Origin of the sequence: Pseudomonas sp. MD195_PC81_125 (genome assembly GCF_014060985.1) — a bacterium.
Classification (GTDB): domain Bacteria; phylum Pseudomonadota; class Gammaproteobacteria; order Pseudomonadales; family Pseudomonadaceae; genus Aquipseudomonas; species Aquipseudomonas parakoreensis.
Genome location: NZ_JABULD010000036.1, coordinates 1 through 23,813 on the forward strand (window position 1 = coordinate 1; position 23,813 = coordinate 23,813).

Consider the following 23,813-nt stretch of genomic DNA (forward strand, 5'->3'; position numbering starts at 1 on the left):
GAAAGCAGTGGATCAGTCAACACTAATAGCGACAGTGACGACGCCATCGCTGGCAAGCCAGCTCCCACAGGGGTCGCGTTGGGCTTAGAATGGCGCCCAGAACCAACCCCGCCTTCACGAGACCGCGCATGACTTTCGATTTTGATCAGGTATTCGACCGCCACAATACCGGCAGCACCAAGTGGAGCCGCTACCCGGCCGATGTCTTGCCGATGTGGGTCGCGGATATGGATTTCGCCGCGCCGCCGGTGATCATCGAGGCATTGCAGCAACGCCTGTTGCACCCGCTGGTGGGCTACAGCGTGGCGCAGGACAACCTGCGTGAAGCCATCGTCGCCGACCTGTGGAACAAGTTCGCCTGGCAGGTCAAACCGCAGGAGCTGATCTTTCTGCCGGGCGTTGAATCCGGTTTCAACATGGCTTTGAAAGCCCTCGTGCAGCCGCAGCAGAACGTCGTGGTGCAAGTGCCGAACTATCCGCCGTTGCGTCACGCGCCGGGGCATTGGGGGGCTGAACAAGGTCGAGCTGGAATTCGTCGCCCAGGCCGGGGGGTACCTACGCCACTCCGCTGGATGCGTTGAGTCAGTCCCTGGCCAATGGCGGTGCGCTGCTCCTGAGCAACCCGCACAACCCGATCGGCAAGGTGTTCAGCGCCCAAGAGCTGACGGATATCGCCGACATCTGCCTGGCGCATGACGCCTGGATCATCTCCGACGAGATCCACGCCGAGCTGTGCTTCGACGGCCGCGTGCACGTTCCGACCGCCTCCCTGAGCCCGGAAATCGCCAAGCGCACCATCACCCTGATGTCGGCCAGCAAGGCCTACAACATTGCCGGCCTCAAGACCTCGTTCATGATCATCCAGGACGCCGCCCTGCGCGAGCGCGTCAACCACGCCCGTTGCGGCATGGTCGACAGCGTCAACCCGCTGGGCATGGAACGCCACCCGCGTCGCCTACAGCRAAGGTGCGCCGTGGCTGGCCGAACTGAAAACCTATCTGCAGGCCAATCGTGACTGGCTGGTGGATGCGGTGCGCAGCCGCTTGCCGGGCGTGACCCTCAATGTGCCGCAAGGGACCTATCTGGCGTGGCTCGATTGCTCGGCGCTGGACCTGGACAACCCGCAGCAGTTTTTCCTCGAACAGGCCAAAGTCGGCCTCAGCGCCGGACTGGATTTCGGTGATCAGCACCAACAGTTCGTGCGCCTGAACTTCGGCTGCCCGCGGTCGTTGCTCGAAGAAGGCATCCGCCGCATGGAGCATGCCCTGACCCAGCGCAATACCTGAATCCACAGTAGATCCCCCTGTGGGAGCGAGCTTGCTCGCGAATGCGGTGGTTCAGTCAACATTGATGTCGGCTGACACTCTGCCTTCGCGAGCAAGCTCGCTCCCACAGGGTTTTGCATTGTCATCGCCAAAAAAATCCAGCGCAAATCCGATCGAACTCACGGCAAACCGTCCGGGTCAACCGCCCATACCCGCCCTGAGAACCTCGGAGATTTGTGATGACCGATTAACCCAAAACCACCCTTCCCCAAACAAGCTCAAGCCGTGCCGCTCGCAAAGCAACATGCAGCCCTACCCCGATTGTGGCGAGCAGACCTACGTCGGTTCCGGGCGGCTCGCCGGCAAGATTGCGCTGATCACCGGCGCCGACAGCGGCATCGGCCGTGCGGTGGCGATTGCCTTTGCCCGTGAAGGCGCTGACGTGGTCGTGGCTTATCTGAATGAGCATGAAGATGCCAAAGAGACTGCGCGCTGGGTCGAACAGGCGGGCCGCCAGTGTCTGCTGTTGTCCGGCGACCTCGCGCACAAGGCCCATTGCCAGGAACTGGTGGACAAGACCGTTGAGCGCTTCGGGCGCATCGACATTCTGGTCAACAACGCCGCGTTCCAGATGACCCACGAAACCTTCGAAGAAATCCCCGATGACGAATGGGTGATGACCTTCGACGTCAACATCACCGCGATTTTCCGCCTGTGCCAGGCGGCGATCAAACACATGCGCCCCGGCGCTTCAATCATCAACACCAGCTCGATCAACTCGGACATGCCCAAACCCACACTGCTGGCCTACGCCACCACCAAAGGCGCGATTGCCAACTTCACCGGCGGTCTGGCGCAGATCCTCGGGCCGAAACAAATCCGCGTGAACTGCGTGGCCCCCGGACCAATCTGGACGCCGCTGATCGTCTCGACCATGCCCGATGAAGAAGTGCAGAACTTCGGTGGCAACACCCCGCTTGGCCGACCGGGGCAGCCGGTGGAAGTGGCGCCGATTTACGTGCTGCTGGCCTCGGATGAAGCCAGCTACATCACCGGGCAGCGCTATGGCGTGACCGGCGGCAAGCCGATGCTCTGAGCGGCGCAAGAAAAAACTGAACCTGGCGGCATGACGTCCCTCCATACCTGTAACAGCCCCAACCGGTCCGCAGGATCAGGAGGTCGTCATGTCCGCCCCTCTTATCAAACTCTTCACCCAGCCCAACTTCGCCTGGACCGACATCCGCCGCGAGGAAGAGGCCCATCCCCGTCACTATCTGGCGCATCTGTTGCTATTGGCGCTGATTCCCGCCGTGTGTCTGTTCCTCGGCACCACCTATGTCGGCTGGAGTCTGGCAGCTGGCGAGACAGTACGCTTGAGCACCGCCAGTGCACTGCAACTGAGCATTCTGCTGTATGTGGCGATTGTCGCCGGGGTCGCCGTCATCGGCGGGTTCATCCGCTGGATGTCGCGTACGTTCGACGCGCGCCCCACGTTTAACCAGTGCATCGGCTTTGCCGCCTATACCGTGACACCGTTCTTCGTCGCTGGGATCGCCGGCCTCTATCCGAGTCGCTGGCTGGCGATTCTGGTACTGGGGGCCGCTTCGGTGTATTCGACGTTCTTGCTGTTCGTTGGCTTGCCGACGTTTATGCATGAACGCAAGGAACAGGGCCTGCTGTACTCGGCTTGCGTCTGGGGCGTCGGCCTGCTGGTGATGGTGACCATTCTGGTGTCGATGATTCTGCTGTGGTTCAACGTGCTCTCGCCCGAGTACCTGCGAACGACCGTTGGTTAACCGGGTGCCAACGCTATCGTCATTGGACGAACAAAGATGAGCTTTGCCATCTGGGTCGCGGTACTGGGTGCCGTGTTGCTGACCTTGGCGCTGACCTCGTCGTACCTGCGCTGGATGCCGGTCACCACTTCGGCCGTGTGCCTGTTGTTGGGGATCGGCATCGGCCCCAGCGGTCTGGACCTGCTGAAACTGTCACTGGAAAACGCCTCGGTGTGGATGGAACACCTCACGGAAGTGGCGGTGCTGTTTTCGCTGTTTGTCTGCGGCCTCAAGCTGCGCCTGCCACTGCGCGACAAGCGTTGGCGAATTGCGTTTGGGCTGGCCGGCCCGGTGATGGTGCTGACCATCGCCGGGGTCAGCGTATTGCTGCATTGGGGCCTGCAACTGTCGTGGGGCCCGTCGCTGCTGATCGGGGCGATGCTGGCGCCGACCGATCCGGTGCTGGCAGCGCTGGTGCAGGTCAACGATGCACGGGATGTTGACAGCGTGCGCTTTGGCCTGTCTGGCGAAGCCGGGCTCAATGACGGCATCGCGTTTCCGTTCGTGATGCTCGGTTTGCTGTTGTTGCAGGCCGACGCGCAACCCGGCGCACTGGCAGATTGGCTGCTGCATGATTTGCTTTGGGCGGTGCCGGTCGGACTGCTGAGCGGTTACTGGATGGGTCGCGGCATCGGTCGGTTGACCCTGTCGCTGCGCATTCGTAACGACGACAGCACCCTGAGCCCGAATGATTACCTGGCGCTGTCGCTGATTGCTCTGGCTTACGTCGGCGCAGAGGCGATTGGCGGTTATGGTTTTCTGTCGGTGTTCGCTGCCGGCCTCGGCTTGCGCCAGGAGGAAGTCAAATCCACCGGCGCGAGCCAACCGCCGGCCGAACATCTGGTGCAACCGGTGGTGGGCCATCAGAACATCGAACCGCAGAACGCGGTGCACGGTGACACCGAACAACTGGAAAGCAGTCAGGTCGCCGCCGGCATCATGATGGGCGACATGCTCTCGTTCGGCAGCCTGGTGGAACGGGCCATGGAAGTGTTTCTGGTAACGCTGCTCGGCGTGGTGCTGGTGCCCTATTGGGACTGGCGGGCGTTAGTTATTGGCGCGGTGCTGTTCTGCGTGGTACGTCCGCTCTGCGTCGCGCTGATGCCATGGGGTAACTTGCTCGACGGTGGTCAGCGCCTGTTGATCGGCTGGTTCGGCATTCGCGGAATCGGCAGTCTGTTTTATCTGTTTTATGCCTTGAACCATGGTCTGAGTCCTTCAGTCGCGACGTTGTGCACCCACATCACCTTGTCGGTGGTGGCACTGAGCATTTTGCTGCATGGCATCAGCACGCAGCCGTTGCTGGCGCGCTACGAGCAACGGCAGAAACGAAAAAACTGATTTTTCCGGTGGGATTATCTTGGGAAATTCATCGAAGTTTTTTCTGAAAATAAATGGATCCCTCTCCAGATTCCGGCAGTCACAACCATAACCCCTCGCTGGATGCACTCGGCGAGGTCCGGCAGGTTCGGTTCCCCTGCGGCTTGCAGCCCATGAAGAGGAATCTTTGGATAACAAGGTCACGGTCATGAAAGAATGCTCGAATCCGGCACAAATCAAGGCTTGCAGGGCTTTGGCCCTGGAACGCAATCGTCAACTGTTCGAAGATGCCCACGCCCTCAACCGCGCCGCTTACGAGCTGCTTGAGGCGGACAATCTCGACCTTGAGCAGTTTGAGCACTATCGAGCAATGCGCCGCAAAGCCGATGCGAAGTTCGCAGAAGCCATCGATCACTTGTGTGTCCTCAACGAGGACTTTCCGCCAATTCCGATGTCCCCGCATCACTCGCAGGCATTGCGTCGGCAGCTTGAAACCGTCGAATAAAGCGCACAAGAAAAAGCCCGGCTGCGAAGTCCGGGCTTTTTTCTTTGGGCGGCGCTCAACCCCCGGGGTTGGTCACCTGAATGAACACCGCATAAGCGCCCAGCAGGATCCAGAACGTGGCGAAAATCCACGGCGTGCGCACCGAAAACAACAGCGATTTGCGATAGCCCTTATGGCTGGACTCCATCTCGCTGAACAGTGGCGACTCGTCGTAAGCCATGCCCATGATCGGTTCGCTGCGCAACAACTCGCTCTGTTTGTAATGCCAGTGGTCAATGATGTCGTATGCGGCACGAATTCCCGGCCACGCATTGAGCGAGCTGAGCAGCCCGAGCAGCGCCAGGAATGGCGGCACCACCAGCGTGAACAATTTGCCCCACTCGGGGTTGAGGTTGGACATGCACGAAGCAAACGCGATCACCAGAAACGACTGCGCGGCCAGATAGGCATCGGTGCGGTTGGCCAGAATGCTGGTTTCGTACTGGATTTCCTTGCGATAGAAATCCAGCCGTTCCTTGGGTGAGCCGAACATCTTGGCATCGTGTTCGGTCAGGTGCTCTTCAGCGCTGGGCTGAGTCAGTATGCGAGGCAAGGGACGCGCGCTCCGGGGCGGGGAAACCTGTTAGAAGGCCCCTGCCCCGGACAAGTTCAGGCGGATTCACTTCATCGACCGGGCAATGATTTCCATCAGGTTCAGCTGGGTGAACGGCTTGGGCAGACGCGGCAATTGCGCGGCAAAACCCTCCAGACGTTCGGCGTAACCGGTCGCGAGGACAATCGGCAGGTCCGGTTTGAGCAGACGCACTGCGTGCGCCAATTGCGCGCCGCTCATCTGCGGCATGGCCATGTCGGTGATCATCAGATCGATGACTTCGCCCTGCTCGAACAACGCCAGCGCCCTGGCACCGGAAGTCGCGCTGACCACACGATGGCCAAGGTCCTCGAGCAACAGCGTGGTGCTGGTCAACACCAGCGAATCGTCGTCCACGACCAGCACGCTCAGGCGTGGCACCGTGATGGCTTCGCTGCCTGGCTGCACCCGTGGGGCCTGTGCGCCTTCCGCCGCGACCGGTAACCAGAGTTCGGCTGTCGTGCCTTGTCCCTTTTCGCTCTTGAGGATGAAACGGCCACCGAGCTGCTCAATGAATCCGTGCACCATCGACAGCCCCAGCCCGGTGCCTTTGCCCAGGCCTTTGGTGGTAAAAAACGGATCCCGGGCCGAGGCCAGCGTGTGCTCGTCCATGCCTTCGCCGGTGTCGCGCAGACTCAGGCACACATAACGTCCCGCCGCCAGGGTCGAATCGCTCGGTTCAAGGACGACTTCCGCCCGGGCGCTGATCACCACGCTGCCGCCATCGGGCATGGCGTCGCGGGCATTGGTTGCCAGATTGAGCACCGCCAGTTCCAGTTGATTGGCATCGGCCAGTACCGGTTCCAGTCCCGCGGGCAGTGAGGTATCGATACTGATCCCCGGCCCCAGCGAACTGCGCAACAGCCCGGTAATGCCTTGCACAAGGTGCACAATGTCGACCGGTTCGGTCTTGAGTTCCTGACGCCGGGCAAAGGCCAGCATGCGTTGGGTCAGTGAGACGCCGCGCAGCGCACCTTGTGCGGCATTTTCCAGCAGGCGATTGATTTTCGGGTCGTCACCCACACGCTTGCGCACAATCTCCAGGTTGCCGAGGATCACGGTCAGCAGGTTGTTGAAGTCGTGGGCAATGCCGCCGCTGAGCTGACCGATGGCCTGCATCTTCTGCGCCTGCAGCAATGCCTCGCGGGTTTTCTCCAGCGCCTGCTGCGATTCATGGACCTCGGTCACGTCACGGGTAATTTTCGCGAAGCCGAGCAATGTCCCGGTCTCGCCACGAATGGCATCCACCACCACATGGGCGAAGAATCGGCTGCCGTCCTTGCGCACTCGCCAGCTTTTGTTTTCGAAACGCCCTTCCCGCGCCGCGATTTCCAGCGCCCGTTGCGGCTCGCCGCGCTCGCGGTCCTCAGCGGTGTAGAAGACCGAGAAATGCTCGCCGATGATTTCTTCCGGTCGATAGCCCTTGATCCGCTGGGCGCCCTGATTCCAGTTGGATACCCGACCGTCCGGACTGAGCATGTAAAGCGCGTAGTCCGTGACGCCCTGCACCAGCAGACGGAACTGCTGCTCGCTTTGCTTGAGGGTTTCTTCGGCCATTTTGCGGTCGGTCAGGTCGCGGGTGATCTTGGCGAAGCCAGCAGCGTGCCGTCCGGATCGATGATCGGGTCGATCACCACATGGCACCAGAAATGCGTACCGTCCTTGCGAACGCGCCAGCCTTCGCCTTCGAATCGGCCCTCGCGGATTGCGGTATCCAGCGCCCGTTGCGGCAAGCCTGCCGCGCGGTCCTGCTCGGTGTAGAAACGCGAGAAATGCTCGCCGATGATTTCTTGCTTCTCGTAGCCCTTGAAGCGTTTGGCGCCCGTGTTCCAGCTGGTGATGATGCCGTCCGGATCGATCATGTAAATCGCATAATCGACCACCGCATCGATCAACAGACGGAAACGCATCTCCTCGATCGCGGCAGTTTTGCTCGGGTTGTCACTCATCAGGTTCACCGCTGGTTTTCATTAGCGCAAGTATGCGGCAATCCGGCGCCATGGGAAGGTGCAAACGCGCGTCAATTCACGACGTGATCAAAGTACTCGTTGCGCAGGAGTCTGTGCCGAGCGACCACCAGCGTGGCAGCAGTTGCTGGATCCGGGGTTCGGCGAAGCGGTCATCGATCAGCATCACCACGCCGCGATCCTCACGCGTACGGATCACCCGCCCGGCAGCCTGCACCACTTTCTGCACGCCCGGATACAGATAGGTGTAGTCGTAACCGGCACCGAAAATCGCCCGCCATGCGTCGTTTCAACTGTTCGTTGACCGGGTTGAGCTGCGCCAGCCCCAGAGTCGCAATGAACGCGCCGATCAGCCGTGCCCCCGGCAGATCAATGCCCTCGCCGAACGCACCGCCCAACACGGCGAAGCCGATACCCTGGCTCTCGGCGGTGAACTGATCGAGAAAGGCCTGTCGTTGCCCTTCGGCCATGCCCCGGGACTGCTGCCACAGCTTGATCTGCGGATGGCGCTCGGCAAGCAGCGTCAGTACCTGTTGCAGGTAATCGAAGCTGCTGAAGAACGCCAGGTAATTGCCCGGGCGTTCACTGAACTGACGGGCAATCAGCTCGACGATCGGTTCCAGCGACGCCTGCCGATGATTGAAGCGCGTGGAAATACGACTGACGATCTGCACCTGCAGTTGTTCGGCGCTGAACGGCGATTCGACATCGATCCAGACCGTGTCGGCGGGCGTGCCGAGCAGATCAGCGTAATAGCGTCGCGGGCTCAGTGTCGCCGAGAACAGCACGCTGCTGCGCGCCGCTTTCAGGCGCGGGCCGAGGAACGCCGCCGGCACCACGTTGCGCAGGCACAGTTGCGACAGCGGTCGTTTACGCTCGAGGTCGCGCTTGCTGATGTCGAACAGGTAATGCTCGTCGAACAGCTCTGCGACCCGGCCAAACTGCAGCAGGTCGAAATAGAAGGTTTGCAGCGCGCTGTCGAGCCCCTGCGGATGATCATTGAGGTAATCGCCAATGGCCGCGCTGCACAGGGACACGGCTTGCAGCAGTTTCTCCGGGGCTTTGTCGTAGCTTGATACGGCGCCAGTTGCGGCTGATGCAGCGCGTTCCACTCGCGGTTGACCCGTTGCAGGGATTTCTTCAAGGCTTCGGGGGCGGACTTGCGTACGCTGGCCAGCGCGGCCTGATCGAGACTGGCGCTGTACATCGAGCGCCCGCGTTCGACCAGGTTGTGCGCTTCATCGGCCAGCACCGCGACTTTCCACTGGTTGAGCTGGGCCAGACCGAACAGCAGCGCACTGAAATCGAAGTAATAGTTGTAGTCCGCTACCACCACGTCGGCCCAGCGCGCCATCTCCTGGCTCAGGTAATACGGGCAAACCGTGTGCTGTCGGGCCACTTCGCGCATCGCCGCCTGATCGAGCAGATTGATCCGGCTGGCCGCTTGCCGGGCGGCGGGCAGTCGATCATAGAAGCCCTGGGCCAACGGGCAGGATTCACCGTGACAGGCTTTGTCCGGGTATTCGCAGGCCTTGTCCCGGGCGACCATCTCCAGCACACGCAGCGGCAGGTTTTGCGATTGATCGAACAACACCTGACTGGCATCCAGCGCCAGTTTGCGCCCCGGGGTCTTCGCGGTCAGGAAGAACACCTTGTCCAGTTGCTGCGGCGCCAGCGCCTTGAGCAGAGGGAACAACGTGCCGAGGGTCTTGCCGATCCCGGTGGGCGCCTGGGCCATCAGACAACGGCCGGTGCTGACCGCCTTGAACACCGATTCGGCCAGATGCCGTTGGCCGGGGCGAAAGTCGGCATGGGGAAAGGCCAATTGCTGCGCGGCCAGATTGCGCGCCTCGCGATGGGCCATTTCCTGCTCGGCCCAGTTCAGGAACAACCGGCATTGCTGTTCGAAAAAGTCCTGCAAGACTGGCGCACTGAAGGACTCGACCAGACAGGTTTCCTTTTCGCTGACGATGTCGAAATACACCAGCGCCAGGTTGATCTGTTCAAGTTCAAGCTTGCGGCACATCAGCCAGCCGTAGATTTTCGCCTGCGCCCAATGCAACTGGCGGTGGTTGGCCGGTTGCTTGCTGAGGTCGCCGCGATAGGTTTTGACTTCTTCCAGGCAGTTCTGCGCCGGGTCGTAGCCGTCCGCCCTGCCCCTGACTTTCAATTGCAGAAACTCGCCTTCCAGCGCCACCTCGCTTTGGTATTTATCGCTGCGCCGCGAAGCCACGGTACGGTGCCCGAGCATGCCTTCGAGCGCTGTCGGCGAAGGGGTAAAACGCAGGTCGAGGTCGCCGGTCTTGGCGGTGAACTCGCACAGCGCGCGGACGGCAATGCTGTAGCTCAAGCGCTCTGCTCCGCCCATTGCACGTAGCACACGGCGACCGGCATCTGGTGTTGGTGGCAGAACTCCAGCCAGCGCAGCTGGTTGTCCTGCAGGCGGTCACCCGGGCCTTTGACTTCGATCATCCGGTAGGTCTTGTGCTGCGGCCAGAACTGGATCAGGTCGGGCATGCCTGTGCGGTTGGCCTTGATGTCGAGCAGCAGGCGATTGAACCAGTGTTTGAGGTGCTGGGGCGGCAAACACGCCAGTGCCTGCTCCAGCAGTTGCTCGTTCAACGCGCCCCAGAACACGAACGGTGACTGCACGCCCCATTTGGCGACGAAGCGCTCACGAATGGTTGCGGCGTAACGGCCGTCGTCGAGCTGGTCGAGGCAGGCCTGGAACAGTTCGGCGCGGCGTTGCTGAAAATCTTCATTGAGCAGATCCACCGGCCCGCGCTGGAACGGATGAAAGAACGCCCCCGGCAACGGTGCGAAAATCGCCGGCCAGCACAACAGGCCGAACAGCGAGTTGATCAGACTGTTTTCGACGTAATGCACCGGGCCGCTGTCTTCGTGCAGATGCGCCTGCACGTAGAACTCCACTGACAATCCCGGATCAGTGCGCGGCAGTTGCAGATCAAGGCGCTCGACCGGGCGTGGCGTTGCCCGCTTGAGCGGTGGCCCGCCGAGTTTGCGCCGCAGCCGTGGCAGCATCCGTTGCAGGCTCTGCTGTTCGGCGGCGCTTTCCGGCGCCTGTTCGGCAAGCGTCGCAAGCTCAAGCGCCAGTGCGTATTCGCCGCAGCGCTCCAGCACGCGGATCATTCGCTGACGGGCGCCGGGATAGGCGCAATCGCGGTAAATGCTCAGCGCCAGGGCGAACTCAGTGATGCGTTCGCAATACTGGCCGATCTGGAACAGCACCTTGCCGCGCCGCCGTTGCAGCCACGGGTTGTCGAATTGCAGTGCGCTGACCTGCTCGACAATGGCTTCCAACGGCTCACCCGCTTCAAAGCGTTGCTGGCACTGATGCAGGAACAGGCAGGCGTCCACGTCTTCGCGGCTGCGCAGGCCACGGGAGTCGGCGCAGAACTCGACTTTTTCGTAGGTAAAGATGCCGAGGTCGGCAAGGACGAATTCCGACCAGTCCTGGTACAGGTTGCCGAAGAACATCAGACGCAGACGGTCGCACAGGTCCATGATGGTCAGGCTGAGCAAGCGGTCGCCGAGCGTCGGCGCCCATTCGCAAAGGCTGCGTGATTGGCTGAATTGCCCGGCCAGCACCGGCAGCCAGTCGTCCTTGCGACCCTTGGGCTGTTCGATGAACTGGCCGAACGCCTGCAGCAGTTCAGCCTTGAGCAACACGTCGAACACCTCGGCCACGCTCAACAGAGCCTGATCGTCGAGCCAGCCGTGACTCAACAATGGCTGCGCGGCGTCGCTGATGTCGCCGATTTCCGGGTAGTTGAGTTTGCCGAGGCGGAAATGCACGCCCTTGCGCATGACCATGCGCACCAGCAGCCCCTGCGAAGCGCGCGGCAGGATCTTGAAGTCGCGGATGAAGCCATGCTCGGATTCGCTCATCACATCGGCATAGCGAAGCCCAAGCCAATCAAGCACTTGCCGGAAGTTGTTGAGGTAATAGAACGGATCGTCGAGTGGGTTGGCAGTCACGGGAATTCAGGGCCATGGCGAGCGAGTACTGGTTATGCGTACAGATACCAGCTCTGGCCGGTCGCGTGCAAACGGAAAAAGATCAATGGCAGCGACAATCGGAATTTTTTCAGGGTGCTGTCGAACTTTTCCCGGTTCGATGGCACCAACCGCGTTAGAGACCGGATACGGTCAATTCATATGGAATGAGGTATTTGAGGTGGGTATGAACATCAAGACTCTGGGTCTTCCCCTGGCGGTAGCAGCCTTTCTGGCATTGGCCGGCTGCTCGACTCCGACCGTGGTGACCTTGCAGAACGGCACTCAGTATTTGACCAAGGACATGCCGAAAACCAAGAACAAGGACGGGTTCTATGAGTTCGAGGATATTTCCGGGACCAAGGTGAAAGTCCGTTCCGACGAAGTCGCGACCGTACGCAAGGAAGACTGACACCCCGCTTTACCTGTAGGAGCTGCCGAAGGCTGCGATCTTTTTGAYCTTTGCTCTTTAAAAAAACAAAGATCAAAAAGATCGCAGCCTGCCGGCAGCTCCTACAGAATGCTCACGATCCTGCATGGCTATGCATTGCCCTGTGGGAGCTGGCTTGCCAGCGAAGGCAATCACCGCTTCAACCGATCAAGCGAGCCGTGCCAAACAACCTGACCCGCATCAATTCGCCCCGCTCTTCTTCAAGCAACACCGGCGCCGTCCCGCCCGGCATGACGACGTGCACCTCACCACTCGCCACCCAACCCACTGCCCATGCGGCACAGGCCACTGCACTGGCGCTGGTACCGGAAGACGCCGTCGGTCCTTCACCACGCTCGAACACTCGGGCGACGATGCGCTGCGCTGACTCAAGCGCGGCCCATTGCAGATTGACGCCCGCCGGGCATGGCTGGCCGGCGCCCGTCGGCATCGCGTAGGCGATTCGGGTCAGGCCTTCGGCCCATGGCGATTGGCGCATTTGTGAGTTGTTCGGCAATTCGGCGATGTCGGTCAACAACGTTACGCAATGCGGATTGCCGATGCGCACGAACTGACTGTGCTGCCACGCGGAATCGAGTTGTGCCAACGGTGCTACGTGGCTCACCTCATGACCATTGAACATGCACTTTTCAACCTGCTGCGCACCCACCGCTGAAGGCCCGAAGCCCGGTTGACCAAGGTCCAGCCAGAAACCGTTCACGCCTTCGACTACGGCCGGTTTCACCGAGGTTTCCACGGCAACACCCTTGTCGTGATGCACTCGCAGCGACGCCCCTTCCGGCGGCATCAGCCCTTGCTCCAGCAACGACTGGGAAAAAAATTGTCAGGCCATTGCCACTGCGCTCGGCCAAGGTGCCGTCAGTGTTGACGATCAGCACGTCGAACGGCGGCGCTGACTGGAACGGGCCGATCAACAGACCGTCGCTGCGGTGCGACTTGCTCCCCACCGGACGCTGGCCCTCGGGCCAGTCGCAACACAGGGCAATGGCCGCCTGACTCCAGGACGGTCTCGACACCGCACACTGCGCGGCTCCCATCGGCAAATCGATCCCCGACTCACGAAGTGCCTGCGGCGAAATCACCCCGTATATATTGCCCCGCGCATCGTAGAACTGCGTCATCACCGCCCCTGTTCGTCTTGTGGAAGCACTCACTTTAAACCGCGATCCCCTGTAGGCGTGAGCCTGCTCGCGATAACGGGCTGTCAGGCGCCCTGTTCATTGCCTGATCCACCGCTATCGCGAACAGTCTCATGCCTACAGGTTAGGATGTCGGCTGCCCCGCCCCGAGACCTGCGATCGAACCTCGCCGCGCGATGACTGTCATTCGGGGGGACGCGACGGTTTTTTGCCAAGGATCGATATGACCAGCCTCAACCCCCAAGACACTTTCGTCCCCGGACGCCTGCAGCAGATGTCGACGCGCATCGCTTTCTTCATCGCCGGCCTGGGCATTGCCGCGTGGGCGCCATTGGTGCCGTACGCCAAGGCCCGCGCCGGGCTCGACGAAGGCACGTTGGGCCTGCTGCTGTTGTGCCTCGGCGTCGGCTCGATTCTCGCAATGCCGCTGGCGGGGATTCTCGCCACGCGCTTCGGCTGCCGCAAAGTCGCCACCGGCGGCACCCTGCTGATCTGCGCGGCGCTGCCGTTGCTGGCGACGGTATCGTCGGTTCCGGCGCTGATCGCCACGCTGTTCATGTTCGGTGCCGGTCTGGGCACGGTGGATTCGACCGTCAACCTGCAAGCGGTGATCGTCGAAAGGGCCAGCGGCAAGCACATGATGTCGGGCTTTCATGGCCTGTTCAGCCTTGGCGGGATTGTCGGCGCAGCGGGGGGTCAGTGCCCTGCTCGGCCTCGGTCTGACGCCGCTGGCAGCGATGCTGGTAGTGGTAGCGGTGTTGGCCGGCGCGCTGTTCAAGTGTGTACCGCACATGTTGCCGTACGGCAGTGAAAGCTCGGGACCCGCCTTCGCCATTCCCCACGGCATTGTGCTGTTCATCGGCGGCATGTGCTTCATCGTGTTCCTCACCGAAGGCGCGGCGCTGGACTGGAGTGCGGTGTTTCTTGCGCAGGAGCGCGGGATCGACACGGCGTACGCGGGATTGGGTTATGCGGCGTTTGCATTGACCATGACGGCCGGACGTTTGATGGGTGACCGGATCGTGCGGACTGTCGGTGCAACGCGGATCATTCTGTTTGGTGGTCTGTTGGCAGCTGCAGGTCTGTTTCTCGCGACATTCGCGCCGAACTGGGAAGCGGCATTGGTCGGTTACGCACTGGTGGGTGCGGGTTGTTCGAACATCGTGCCCGTGCTGTACACGGCGGTGGGCAAGCAGACGGTGATGCCGGAGAGCATCGCGGTGCCAGCCATTACCACCCTGGGCTACGCAGGGATTCTGGCGGGACCGGCGGTGATCGGCTTTGTCGCGCATGCCAGCAGTCTGAGTTTTGCCTTCGGGTTGATGGCGCTGCTGTTGGTGGCCGTCGCCATCGGCGGCAAAGTCCTCAAGGTCTGAACCCCATCATTGTGGCGAGGGAGCTTGCTCCCGCCGGGTTGCGGAGCGCCCCGAAAAAATCGGGCCTGCTGCGCAGTCCAGCGGGAGCAAGCTCCCTCGCCACAGGGTCAGGCGTTATCAGAAACCGACACTGGCCTGTACAAAGAATGTCCGTGGCGCACCGACATACATCCCCGAGTTGTTGTCGCTGGAACGGGTGAAATACTGCTTGTCGAAGACGTTTTTCACCCCGGCGCCGAGCTTCAGGTTCGACACCTGCGGCCCGAAGTCATACCCGCCGCGCACGTTCCACGTCATGTAGCCGGGAATATCGCCGTACTGCCCGTCTGCCGAGCCTTCGGTGATGTAATTGCCGTTGAAGCTGCCGTCGGCGTTCATGCCGGTGCCAGGGGCGCGCTGTTTGGACTGGGCGAAACCGTCGATGTTGTAGGTCCAGCGGTTGACGTCGTAACGCAGCCCCACGGTCGCCACCTGCCGCGAATAGAACGGCAGATCACGGCCCTTGAAGCCCGGAATCTCACCCTCGTAGGTCGCGCGGGTGTAAGTGAAACCGGCGTTGGCGGTCAGCCCGTCAAGGCGTGGATCGAGCGCGGCCATGTCGTAATGCACCGACGCTTCGATGCCCTGATGCTTGGTCGCGCCGAGGTTGGTCCAGCCGACATCGTTGCTGATGTATTGCAGTTCGTCATCGAAGTCGATGTAGAACAGCGTCACTTCCCCGCCCCACACGTCATCGTTGTAGCGTGTGCCGATCTCGTAGGTCTTGGCCTTTTCCGGCTCCAAGCCGTTGGCGGTCTGGTCACCCGAGCCGCCCTGGCCGAGCTGGAAATACTGCAGGCTGCCAAACGAGGTTTCGTAGTTGGCGAACAGTTTCCATGCATCCGACAGGTGATACATCACGCTCAGTGCCGGCAGCGGTTCGTTGCTTTCGATGCTGCGGTTTTTCTCCGGCACGCGCTTGCCTGCGGTGTCGAGCACGGCGCGGTCGTGCCAGTCGGTGCTGATGTGTTCGAAGCGAATGCCCGGGGTGATGGTCCAGTTGCCAACGTCGATCTTGTTGTCGACGTACACCGAGTTGGCTTCGGTGCCACCGGTACGATCCTGGAACACATGGCCATCGGAGGTCGGGGTGACCACCGGCTGATTGTTGACCAGCGCCAGACGGCTCGACTGCTCGTGCATCGCCTCTTTCAGGTAGCGATAACCGACGCTGACTTCCTGAGTGGTCGGGCCGACATCAAACACCCGCGACACACGCGGTTCGACACCGAGGGTGTAGTAGGAACGCGGGTACGAGCTGAGGGTTCTCTGGTCGCGGGCGGCGATGGTGCTGCCGCGAAAACTGTCGGTGTAATAGGTCAGGATTTCTGCCTGGGTACGCTCGTCGATCTGGCGAATCCACTTGAACGATACGTCCTTGCGCCGACCGCTGAAGTTGTCGTAATCGCGCACCGAGTCGTACGGCTTGTCGTCGTACTGTTTCTGCGTCAGACCGCCGGGCATGTCGGCGCTGGCGTCGTAGTAATGGAAGTTGAGGCTGAAATCGTCCTGATCGGTCGGCGCCCAGTGCGTCTTGAGCAGCACATCGTCGATGTCGTTACCGTTGTTGCGCTCGCGGTAACCGTTGCCGTTGACCCCGGAATACAACAACGCCACACCCATGCCATTGTCGGCGGTGCCGCCGAGGAACGCCGTGTCGATGTGTTTCCAGCCGCCGTAACGGGAGGTTTCCAGGGTGGTGCCGATTTCCCCGGTGGCTTTTTCCGGGATGGCGCGGGTGACGAAGTTGATCACGCCGCCGACGTTCTGCGGCCCATAACGCACGGAACCGGCGCCACGCACCACATCGATGCTGTCGAGATTGCCGGAAGAGATCGGCGCCATCGACAGTTGCGGCTGGCCATACGGTGCGAACGCGGCCGGCACGCCGTCGATCAACACCGTGGAGCGTGGCGACAGTCGTGAAGTCAGACCACGCACGCCAACGTTCAGCGCGATGTCGCTGCCGCCGGTGCCGTTGGAGTCCTGCACCTGCACGCCGGGCACGCGCTTGAGCACATCACTGACGTTCATCGCGCCCTGCTCGACCATGGCTTCGCGGCGGATCACCGTACGCGCACCCGGGTGGTTCTGCACCACTGCGGCATCAGCGTCACCGAGCCAGTCGCCGACCACTTTGATGTCGGTCACACCCAGTTCCAGCGGGCCATTGCTGGCAGCGGTCGCGGCCGGTGCAAGGGTCACCGAGCCTTCATTGATCTGATACTCCAGGCCGCTGCCCTGCAACAACTGACGCAGCGCCTGCTCGGGAGAAAGGTTGCCGTCGACCGCCGGCGCCTGTTTGCCAGCAACCAGCTCCGGGCTGAAGAAAACCTGCAGCGAAGTTTGCTGGCCGAGTTCGCTCAGGGCCTGGCCCAGCGGCTGGGCACGGATGTGAATGGCTTCAGCGGCGAAGGCCAGCGGCACGGCGGCATTGACCGCCAGCGCGAGAGCCAGCGGCAGCCAAGGGGATTTTTTGTTGTGGGCTGAGGTGTTTTTTCACGTCGAACGTAGTCCTGTGGATCGCAAGAGTGTGCGTCTGTTAATGCAAACCAGTTGCAGTTGAACAGGAAGACGATGAACTCGAAAAAAACCTGAATGTTATTTGGAAATTATTTCCTGACTGCCATCGGCCAAGGTGCGTACGGCCACCGGCAGGATGTTTGGCAAGGCCTTGAGCAAGGCGTCGGTATTGTCGGATTTGAACACGCTAGTCAGGCGCAGGTTGGCCACCGTCGTGTTGGCGACCTTCAGCGGTTTGTCGCGATAACGCGAAACCTCCGCCACCACTTCGCTGAGGCTGGCGTTGTTGAACACCAGTCTGCCGCTGCGCCATGCCGTCAGTTCGACGGGGTTGACCGCATAGGCCGCAGCGACTTTGCCCTCGGCGTCGACATGGGTGCCGAAGCCTGCGGTCAGGTTGATGAAAGCATTGTCCGGTGCATTGCGACCCTGCACCTTGACCGTGCCCTGCTCCACCGCGACCCGGGTTTGCGTGGCATCGCGGCGCACATCGAAACGGGTCCCGGTGACCGTGACCTTGCCACTACCGGTCTCGACCACGAACGGTCGCGCGGTGTCGTGCTGAACGCTGAACATCGCTTCACCTTCACTCAATTCGATGAGGCGCCGATCCTGCTCAAAACGCACCTGCAGACGGCTGCGGCTGTTCAGATCAATCACTGAACCGTCCGGCAACGCCACATGCTTGCGTTCGCCCAGCGCCGTGGCGAACTCGGCGTGATAGCCGCCCGGATGATTCAAACCACTGAACAGACCGAGCCCGAGCGCCACCGCCAACACGCTGGCGGCCACGGCATAACGCAGTAAAGGACGTCGCTCGCGGCGGGTTGACGGTGTTTCAACAAGCGCTTTGAGGCGTGGCGCCGGTAACAGATCGGCGGCGGTCCACAGACCTTGCAGCAACTGGAATTCATCACGGTGCTGCGGATGCTGGTTCAGCCAGGCGTCGAAGCGCTGCTGCTCGTCGGCACTGATCAGCGGTTCCTGCAAACGCACAAACCAGCGTGCCGCCTCATCGCGCACCGTTGTTTGCCCGCACGCGCAATCACGGGTATCCATCATGGAATGTCCTGTCGGGCTGGGGATGAAAAGCGGCGGCCGCTCATGACTGCATGCCATCGAGACGGTCGCGCAGATGCCGCAGGGTGCGAATCATATATTTTTCGACCATGTTCCTGGACAGTCCCAGGCGTTCGGCGATTTCAGCCTGAGTCAGCCCTTCGATCTTCTGCCAGACGAAAATCCTCCGGCAATTGAGCGGCAGTTCCTGCAGCGCCCGTTCGATGGAGTCGGCCAACTGGATCGCCTGCATGTAATGCTCCGGGTCGCCGGTTGACGACACACTGTGATCGATCGCCTGCGACTCCATGGCTTCCCGCCGATCCTCACGCCGATAACCGTCGACCGCGATATTGCGTGCGGTCTGGTGCAGATACGCCCGTGGCTGCTGCACCGCTGCCGAATCGGATTCGAGCACCCGCACAAAGGTGTCGTGCGCCAGATCCTCGGCCTGCGCGCGATTGCGCAGGCGCCGGGTCCAGGTGCCGATCAACTCTTCGTAATGCTCGAAAAAGCCGGGTCTGCGGGGCAGCATGGGGTTCATGACAGCGTGCTGGGGGAAAGAGGCGTGAATAGTAATGCTTCCTATTAAGCCCGGCAATTCATTCCTTGGAGACGCTCGATTGTAGGTTTTCAAAAAAAATGACAAAAATGGCAAATAAATGATCCAGACAGACGCGTTAACTTTTTGTTTTATTTGAAAAACCCATTGGAAGGAATGAGAAAAACAGACGTAAGCATGCTCCTGCAGCTTGCTGAAAAGAGGTTTCAGAACTACTGAGAATTAAAAAAAATACCCACGCACGCTAAAAAAAATGCACTTGGATTAGTACGAATATCTAATAACGACCAACAATTACGCAGGCGTTTTTCCGCCACAGTTGATTTTGACAGATTCAAAATCAGCAACTCACCCTCGAGCAATTTCTCCTCACTACTCAAAACCCTGGAGACCATCGTCAAAGTTAAATCTGTCAGCTTCACTACCAGCGAGATGCTCCAAAGGTTCTACTACGCTTCCTACGGCCTTATAGACTATTTGATAAAGATACTTGATTGCGCAGCATATATTGTTATAAAAAACAAATTAGAGGGCATTACCCTCGAGGTGCTTTCTCAGGCATTCGCCGATGAGGTTTGGAGTAGCGCAAAGGACAACCGTAACCCTTTTTCCTCTCAGTTTAATTTCCGCTCCCTTATCGGTCGCAATGAACCTTTCTATAAAGTTGACAACGATCATCAATAACGAGGAGCGCCACCATGCTTTATAAAAATGCTGAACACGTCGACCAACAAATTAATCGTATTGAGAGAAAAAAATGAGGCCCGCGAGCTTGCTGCGATGCACAGAATGCACGCCGCAAATGAAGTACCTGCGCCACCTACCATCAATTTATTGATCAAGACCAAGCTTTTTCCGTGGGAAAGCCTTGAAAGCCTACTCTTCCGAGTATCTACGTTGAATCACCTTTCAGGTATTTCCATTCTGCAGCGTGCACTCATGCTTCCGGAGAATGGGGTGATGTCGATTCGGCGACACCTGCAGTTAGGCGTAGCGCTCGGCCAGGACCTGAGAGCACTATCCCCAACAATTCCAACCCTGATGAGCAAATCGACGATTAGGCTGCAGGGGCATCTGCTACCGATCAAGCACCTCGCGCTCAGTTCCTACCGCGTGTGTCCTCATTGCGTGGAGGAACTAGGATACGGAAAGGCATACTGGTCATTGGCCCCGTTTTCCGTCTGCGAGATGCATAAATGTATGCTGATCGACCGTTGCGCAGCGTGTGAAAAGCCGCTGACAGCAACACGCCCCGCTTACGATCGTTGCTCGTGTGGTGCACGTTACTCAAAAATATCCTCAACTGAGAGTTCCAAAGCGCTACATGAAATGAGCCGTATCATTGCCGCCAAATTTACGAGACAGCCTATTACTAACGAGAGCCATTTATACCCGGATGAAGTTCTTTCGATGGAGTTACTGGACGTGCTGGAATTGCTAACGTTTCTAGCTGCCCTATCAGAACACCCAAGTACAACTTACCTGGACTTAAATCGTAAAATCGTAAGCCTAAAACTTTGTCATCTACGCTGTAAAAAGTCTTCCAGCGCATTATTGGACTGGCCAAACGGCTTTCATAAGTTATTAGCCTCTACTCGAAGTTTCAGGTCATACAATGAAACGACTGCCACTGTATACAACAGCATTTCTCATGTTATTGGCGCGATCCCTGCTGGGACGCAACGAAAATGGTGCCGCTTTATTCTGTCCGGCGTAGAGAGCTTTTTGAGTAACCGCGAATCGTGGAGCCATTCATCTTATTAGTGGAAAGCATACCGATGTTCGGCCTAACAGTTGAGCTGAGTGTTGTTCCTGGCGAAAGCCTGACGAATTTCCTGCAACGAGTTGCTGCTGCCAACTTTTTAAAGTTAACAGATCTCGTGGCGCACCTTAGGGATTCTACACAGCCGAACATTTTTCCGGACTCACTGCTCCCAACAACGTGGAGATCAGCCTATGAGCACCTGACATCTCAAACCACTAACAAAACGTGGTCTTGTCTAAAGCCAAAAATTTGCACCTCCTGTTTTTCGGAGCATCAACAAATCAAGGAGCCCTGGGATCTAACACTGAACACTGTATGCGCTTCACATAACATTTTGCTTAGGGATCGATGCCACCACTGCGCAAGTCCTTTCAACCTTCAAACCATCGAATGCCAAAAATGCCTGCGTTGTGGTGCCTCAATCTTCAACTGTACAACAGCGCACCACATCGCCTCTCAAGAGGCGGTGTGGTTGTGTTGTGAATTTGAAAAGCGACTGAGGGGCACCTACTCCGACGGCTGCTCCCCCGTCGACCAATTGGATACCCTAGACCTTCACTGCATTGCAATGTGGTTAGCAGACCTTGGATACAACGCTGTAAATGCGATAGTGAAGAGAAACAACAACCTGCATCGGGTAGAGAACGTTTATCAAATGACATCGATGGCCGGCCGACTATTGTCGGACTGGCCAGCTTCCTTTCACTGCTTACTTCAAAAACTGGATGCCCGTATTGCAACCTCCAAGAGGAATTCAGCGGCGAGACATGCAGATCGTTTGAGAATGAACATCTATGAAGGACTTACTAGCCCCGCCTTCGATTTTGTACGTTCTGAGCTTGAAGCGCATTCGTTGTACCCAGATTGCGCCCGAGGCAATTCGCATCTCGGCATCCATTTACCCAGTGAGCCAAGGCAGCTGGCTTCCTTGGAGGTCGCATCAAAGGCACTCAACCTTAACGTTCCATTGCTAAAAAGGTTGATCGCCGAAGGCGAGCTTCACGGATACAGAGGCATCTCTGCATGCGGCAACAAGACGATTGCCGTCGATCTGATACAAGCTAGGCACCTGGCCGCTACCCTGCCTCCCTTGTTGAATATTGCGCAAGCAGCCCATCAACTAAAGCTGCCAGTCAATACCATCAAAGTGCTATGCAAAAACGGCTGTTTTTCTTTCCGAGGCGGTCGACCCGCAGCGGGACAATCGTGGTGGATCGATACAAAATCGTTCGACATCTCCAACGCATGCATCAAACATCGACGATCAAGTTCGAGCACCCTCTCCTTGAGTGATGCACTCCGTCATCCCTTCATGTCAGGGGAAGGGGTAGCTCACCTTTTCAAAGCAATTCAGGAAGGCACCTTGTCCGTTTCATTCAAAGCTAAATCGGATGCCGGTGTGATTGGGGAGTGGCGACTGGGAAGTGATGAATGGCAGGCCTGGCTCAGCGCGCATATGAGGCATATGACTGCCTCTCAATCGCTAAGCGTTTCACAGGCTGCCGAAACTCTACATATTGCGAACGACGTCGCCTATACCCTCATTCGGTACGGGCTGCTGAATTCGATCGTTGAGCTCAAAAACGGTGTTACATCACATCGGATCAATTTGGATGCGATCGAGAATTTCAAACAATCCTACATTTTGGGAAAAGAGCTTGCCAAAACCCTCTGCTTAACCTCAAGAGAGATGGCCAGTCTCATGAAGAAGCTGGGCGTGGTACCCGTCGCGGGCCCCTCCTCGACACCTTTGAAATGTCGGCAATACGTATGGCAAAAAGCTGCATGTGTTAACGCCGACACCGAATTGACCCACGTGCCGAGGCAAGACTGACCAATCTCCAAACCTGCACAAATTCAGCACCAATGATTCGCGAGGAATCAGACTGGGTCAGTGAAATATCGACAACTGGGTCAATTCGGCGTCGGCGCTAACATCGTGACCTCAGCTAGTTGTTAATTGAAGCGCTTGATACTCCCCATCAACAAACCAGCCGCTGGCTCTAATTCGGGCTAGGGCAGTTGAGGGATCGGACGACCAAAGCACAAGGGCCAGCGACTCCTGGGCTCGACTACAAGTGACGTACAACAGGCGCAACGTACGGTCGATAGTCGTTTCCTTGCCTTTTCCTAAGTTTTCTCTGTCTGTTTTACTGAGTTCCGTACCACCAAATATCTTGTCGTAGGAGATCTGATTGCTGCCAGCTAACTTGTCGTCCATTACTACCATGACATGCAAGAACTCTGAGCCTTTAACGACCTGGTGAGTAGCTAGCAACGAATTGCCGGCGAGGTAAGTGCGATACTTTTGCAACTGATTCCAAGGACAAGCGAACAGCGCGCACCAACCGCGACGCATCCGATCCTGTTTGGACTCGTCTTCGCCTCTGCCCGGTGCTGGAGGCGGCGGCGACTTGTCCATATATGCCGCCATGAGACGACGATCAACCTCAAACAGGTTCGTGCGTAGAACTGGTTCTAGCACGTCCTCTACACTTGCGACAGGGCTAGTACAGACGGCGGCAAATCTCTCAATGGCTTCGAGCATCTCGTCGGCGCGCATTGCTCTCTGTTCTGTGTTTCCGGGCATCTCATCAAGGCGACCGAAACGCCTGAAAACCTCTGTGGCCCTGAACTCATCAACAACCCCCTCAACATCAACACACGCCTCGAGCTGAGCCAATTCGTTAAATAAAACCTGCACGGCAGCGGGTCCTTTGTTTTCTCCACTTCCTGTAGGCGCGGCAGCATTAGGATCAAGCAGAGCCATAGCACTGTACACATCAAGAAACGAGCCTCGCGTTGCGACAAGCTTGTGTTCCAAAGCGAGCATCTGATACCCGCTCTGGGCCCAGACGGCAGACCCGCTTGCCTAGCAGGCGTACCAATGATGGTTGGGATCTTCGACCAGATTGGCATCGGCCAATGGTTCCGGTTGGCAGCTGGTCTCGTCGAGGTCGTCGGTGCCATCGCCCTGCTAATTCCGGTGACCACCGCGTTCGGTGGCCTGCTGCTTGTCGTCACCATGGTCTTTGCAGTCCTGACCCATCTCTTCTTCATCGGCGGCAATCCCGCTCCAGCCATCGTGTTGCTGGTTATCACGGCTACGATTGCCTGGCTGCACCGAGGCAGCATCTCGGTCGCGCTGGGCCGGACCTGAAAACCAAGAACGACGACCTCTCCCTCCACCGGCAATCAAGCGCTCGCGAGGGTGAGCAGGAGTGCAAAACCATAGAACGCGTCAACTCCTGACCACCCGCTTTCGGCTAGAAGCCGCCATTCACGCTTCGTCTCCGAAGTGCTAATTGTTTGTAAAAATGGTTAAAACCGGCACGACGATGCGTGCCGGCTACGAACAA

At 58.9% G+C, this 23,813-nt stretch carries 13 protein-coding genes and 6 pseudogenes; 10 read left to right on the plus strand and 9 right to left on the minus strand.

The window, feature by feature from the left end:
- The first annotated feature begins 128 nt into the window (after positions 1 to 128).
- From HT737_RS01990 to HT737_RS02010, 5 genes and pseudogenes are all read left to right on the plus strand, one after another.
- Positions 129 to 1,286 (plus strand): annotated as a pseudogene (locus HT737_RS01990) (MalY/PatB family protein).
- A 225-nt stretch (positions 1,287 to 1,511) separates the two neighbouring features.
- Positions 1,512 to 2,361: pseudogene (locus HT737_RS01995) on the plus strand (glucose 1-dehydrogenase).
- Between the two features lie 88 nt (positions 2,362 to 2,449).
- Positions 2,450 to 3,061: a Yip1 family protein gene (locus HT737_RS02000; protein WP_182401210.1), complete on the plus strand. Its 612-nt coding sequence runs from the start codon at positions 2,450 to 2,452 to the stop codon at positions 3,059 to 3,061.
- A gap of 36 nt (positions 3,062 to 3,097) precedes the next feature.
- Entirely contained in the window at positions 3,098 to 4,441 is a 1,344-nt protein-coding gene (locus HT737_RS02005) for a sodium:proton antiporter (RefSeq protein ID WP_182401212.1), read from the plus strand.
- A 187-nt stretch (positions 4,442 to 4,628) separates the two neighbouring features.
- On the plus strand, positions 4,629 to 4,925 hold the full coding sequence (locus HT737_RS02010) for a hypothetical protein (protein WP_047294696.1): 297 nt from the start codon (positions 4,629 to 4,631) through the stop codon (positions 4,923 to 4,925).
- 55 nt (positions 4,926 to 4,980) lie between these two features.
- Here the strand turns inward: HT737_RS02010 and HT737_RS02015 are convergent, their stop codons facing one another.
- The 4 genes and pseudogenes from HT737_RS02015 to HT737_RS02030 form a co-directional block, all read right to left on the minus strand.
- Positions 4,981 to 5,517 (minus strand): hypothetical protein, encoded by a 537-nt coding sequence (locus HT737_RS02015; RefSeq protein WP_041064140.1) that lies wholly within the window; start codon positions 5,515 to 5,517, stop codon positions 4,981 to 4,983.
- A 66-nt stretch (positions 5,518 to 5,583) separates the two neighbouring features.
- Positions 5,584 to 7,505, minus strand: a pseudogene (locus HT737_RS02020) (PAS domain S-box protein).
- 76 nt (positions 7,506 to 7,581) lie between these two features.
- Positions 7,582 to 9,873: pseudogene (locus HT737_RS02025) on the minus strand (ATP-dependent DNA helicase).
- Complete coding sequence (locus tag HT737_RS02030) at positions 9,870 to 11,522, minus strand: VRR-NUC domain-containing protein (RefSeq protein WP_182401214.1); 1,653 nt, start codon at positions 11,520 to 11,522, stop codon at positions 9,870 to 9,872. The pseudogene HT737_RS02025 and the gene HT737_RS02030 overlap by 4 nt, the downstream one beginning before the upstream one ends.
- 205 nt (positions 11,523 to 11,727) lie before the next feature.
- On the opposite strand from HT737_RS02030, the gene HT737_RS02035 reads away from it, so the two are divergent.
- Positions 11,728 to 11,952, plus strand: coding sequence for a YgdI/YgdR family lipoprotein (locus HT737_RS02035; RefSeq protein WP_047294538.1), 225 nt, complete (start codon positions 11,728 to 11,730; stop codon positions 11,950 to 11,952).
- 178 nt (positions 11,953 to 12,130) lie between these two features.
- On the opposite strand, the pseudogene HT737_RS02040 reads toward HT737_RS02035, so the two are convergent.
- A pseudogene (locus tag HT737_RS02040) lies at positions 12,131 to 13,112 on the minus strand (diaminopimelate epimerase).
- A 241-nt stretch (positions 13,113 to 13,353) separates the two neighbouring features.
- Between HT737_RS02040 and HT737_RS02045 the strand changes: the two are divergent.
- Positions 13,354 to 14,506, plus strand: a pseudogene (locus HT737_RS02045) (MFS transporter).
- 117 nt (positions 14,507 to 14,623) lie between these two features.
- Here HT737_RS02045 and HT737_RS02050 read toward each other — a convergent pair.
- From HT737_RS02050 to HT737_RS02060, 3 genes are all read right to left on the minus strand, one after another.
- Positions 14,624 to 17,008, minus strand: a complete 2,385-nt coding sequence (locus HT737_RS02050; protein WP_182401250.1) for a TonB-dependent receptor — start codon at positions 17,006 to 17,008, stop codon at positions 14,624 to 14,626.
- A gap of 138 nt (positions 17,009 to 17,146) precedes the next feature.
- Positions 17,147 to 18,130 carry a FecR family protein gene (locus HT737_RS02055; protein WP_095667028.1) on the minus strand — a complete coding sequence of 328 codons (984 nt, stop codon included), beginning with the start codon at positions 18,128 to 18,130 and terminating at the stop codon, positions 17,147 to 17,149.
- A gap of 40 nt (positions 18,131 to 18,170) precedes the next feature.
- Positions 18,171 to 18,671, minus strand: coding sequence for a sigma-70 family RNA polymerase sigma factor (locus HT737_RS02060; protein ID WP_047295156.1), 501 nt, complete (start codon positions 18,669 to 18,671; stop codon positions 18,171 to 18,173).
- Between the two features lie 729 nt (positions 18,672 to 19,400).
- On the opposite strand from HT737_RS02060, the gene HT737_RS02065 reads away from it, so the two are divergent.
- Both HT737_RS02065 and HT737_RS02070 read left to right on the plus strand, forming a co-directional pair.
- The gene (locus tag HT737_RS02065; RefSeq protein ID WP_182401217.1) at positions 19,401 to 20,453 is read left to right on the plus strand and encodes a TniQ family protein; all 1,053 of its coding nucleotides are present in this window, start codon (positions 19,401 to 19,403) and stop codon (positions 20,451 to 20,453) included.
- Between the two features lie 14 nt (positions 20,454 to 20,467).
- Positions 20,468 to 22,288 (plus strand): TniQ family protein, encoded by a 1,821-nt coding sequence (locus HT737_RS02070; RefSeq protein ID WP_182401219.1) that lies wholly within the window; start codon positions 20,468 to 20,470, stop codon positions 22,286 to 22,288.
- Positions 22,289 to 22,399: 111 nt separating this feature from the next.
- Here the strand turns inward: HT737_RS02070 and HT737_RS31610 are convergent, their stop codons facing one another.
- The gene (locus tag HT737_RS31610) at positions 22,400 to 23,287 is read right to left on the minus strand and encodes a hypothetical protein (RefSeq protein ID WP_306287140.1); all 888 of its coding nucleotides are present in this window, start codon (positions 23,285 to 23,287) and stop codon (positions 22,400 to 22,402) included.
- Here HT737_RS31610 and HT737_RS02080 point away from each other — a divergent pair.
- A complete protein-coding gene (locus tag HT737_RS02080; protein ID WP_374011126.1) occupies positions 23,270 to 23,614 on the plus strand; it encodes a DoxX family protein in 345 nt (114 codons plus the stop codon). The genes HT737_RS31610 and HT737_RS02080 overlap by 18 nt on opposite strands.
- Positions 23,615 to 23,813 lie beyond the last annotated feature (199 nt).

Coding starts and splice junctions, on each gene's coding strand:
- HT737_RS02000 (WP_182401210.1), top strand. CDS start 2,450: ATGTCCGCCCCTCTTATCAAACTCTTCACCCAGCCCAACTTCGCCTGG.
- HT737_RS02005 (WP_182401212.1), top strand. CDS start 3,098: ATGAGCTTTGCCATCTGGGTCGCGGTACTGGGTGCCGTGTTGCTGACC.
- HT737_RS02010 (WP_047294696.1), top strand. CDS start 4,629: ATGAAAGAATGCTCGAATCCGGCACAAATCAAGGCTTGCAGGGCTTTG.
- HT737_RS02035 (WP_047294538.1), top strand. CDS start 11,728: ATGAACATCAAGACTCTGGGTCTTCCCCTGGCGGTAGCAGCCTTTCTG.
- HT737_RS02055 (WP_095667028.1), bottom strand. CDS start 18,130: ATGATGGATACCCGTGATTGCGCGTGCGGGCAAACAACGGTGCGCGAT.
- HT737_RS02060 (WP_047295156.1), bottom strand. CDS start 18,671: ATGAACCCCATGCTGCCCCGCAGACCCGGCTTTTTCGAGCATTACGAA.
- HT737_RS02065 (WP_182401217.1), top strand. CDS start 19,401: ATGCTGAACACGTCGACCAACAAATTAATCGTATTGAGAGAAAAAAAT.
- HT737_RS02070 (WP_182401219.1), top strand. CDS start 20,468: ATGTTCGGCCTAACAGTTGAGCTGAGTGTTGTTCCTGGCGAAAGCCTG.
- HT737_RS31610 (WP_306287140.1), bottom strand. CDS start 23,287: ATGCTCGCTTTGGAACACAAGCTTGTCGCAACGCGAGGCTCGTTTCTT.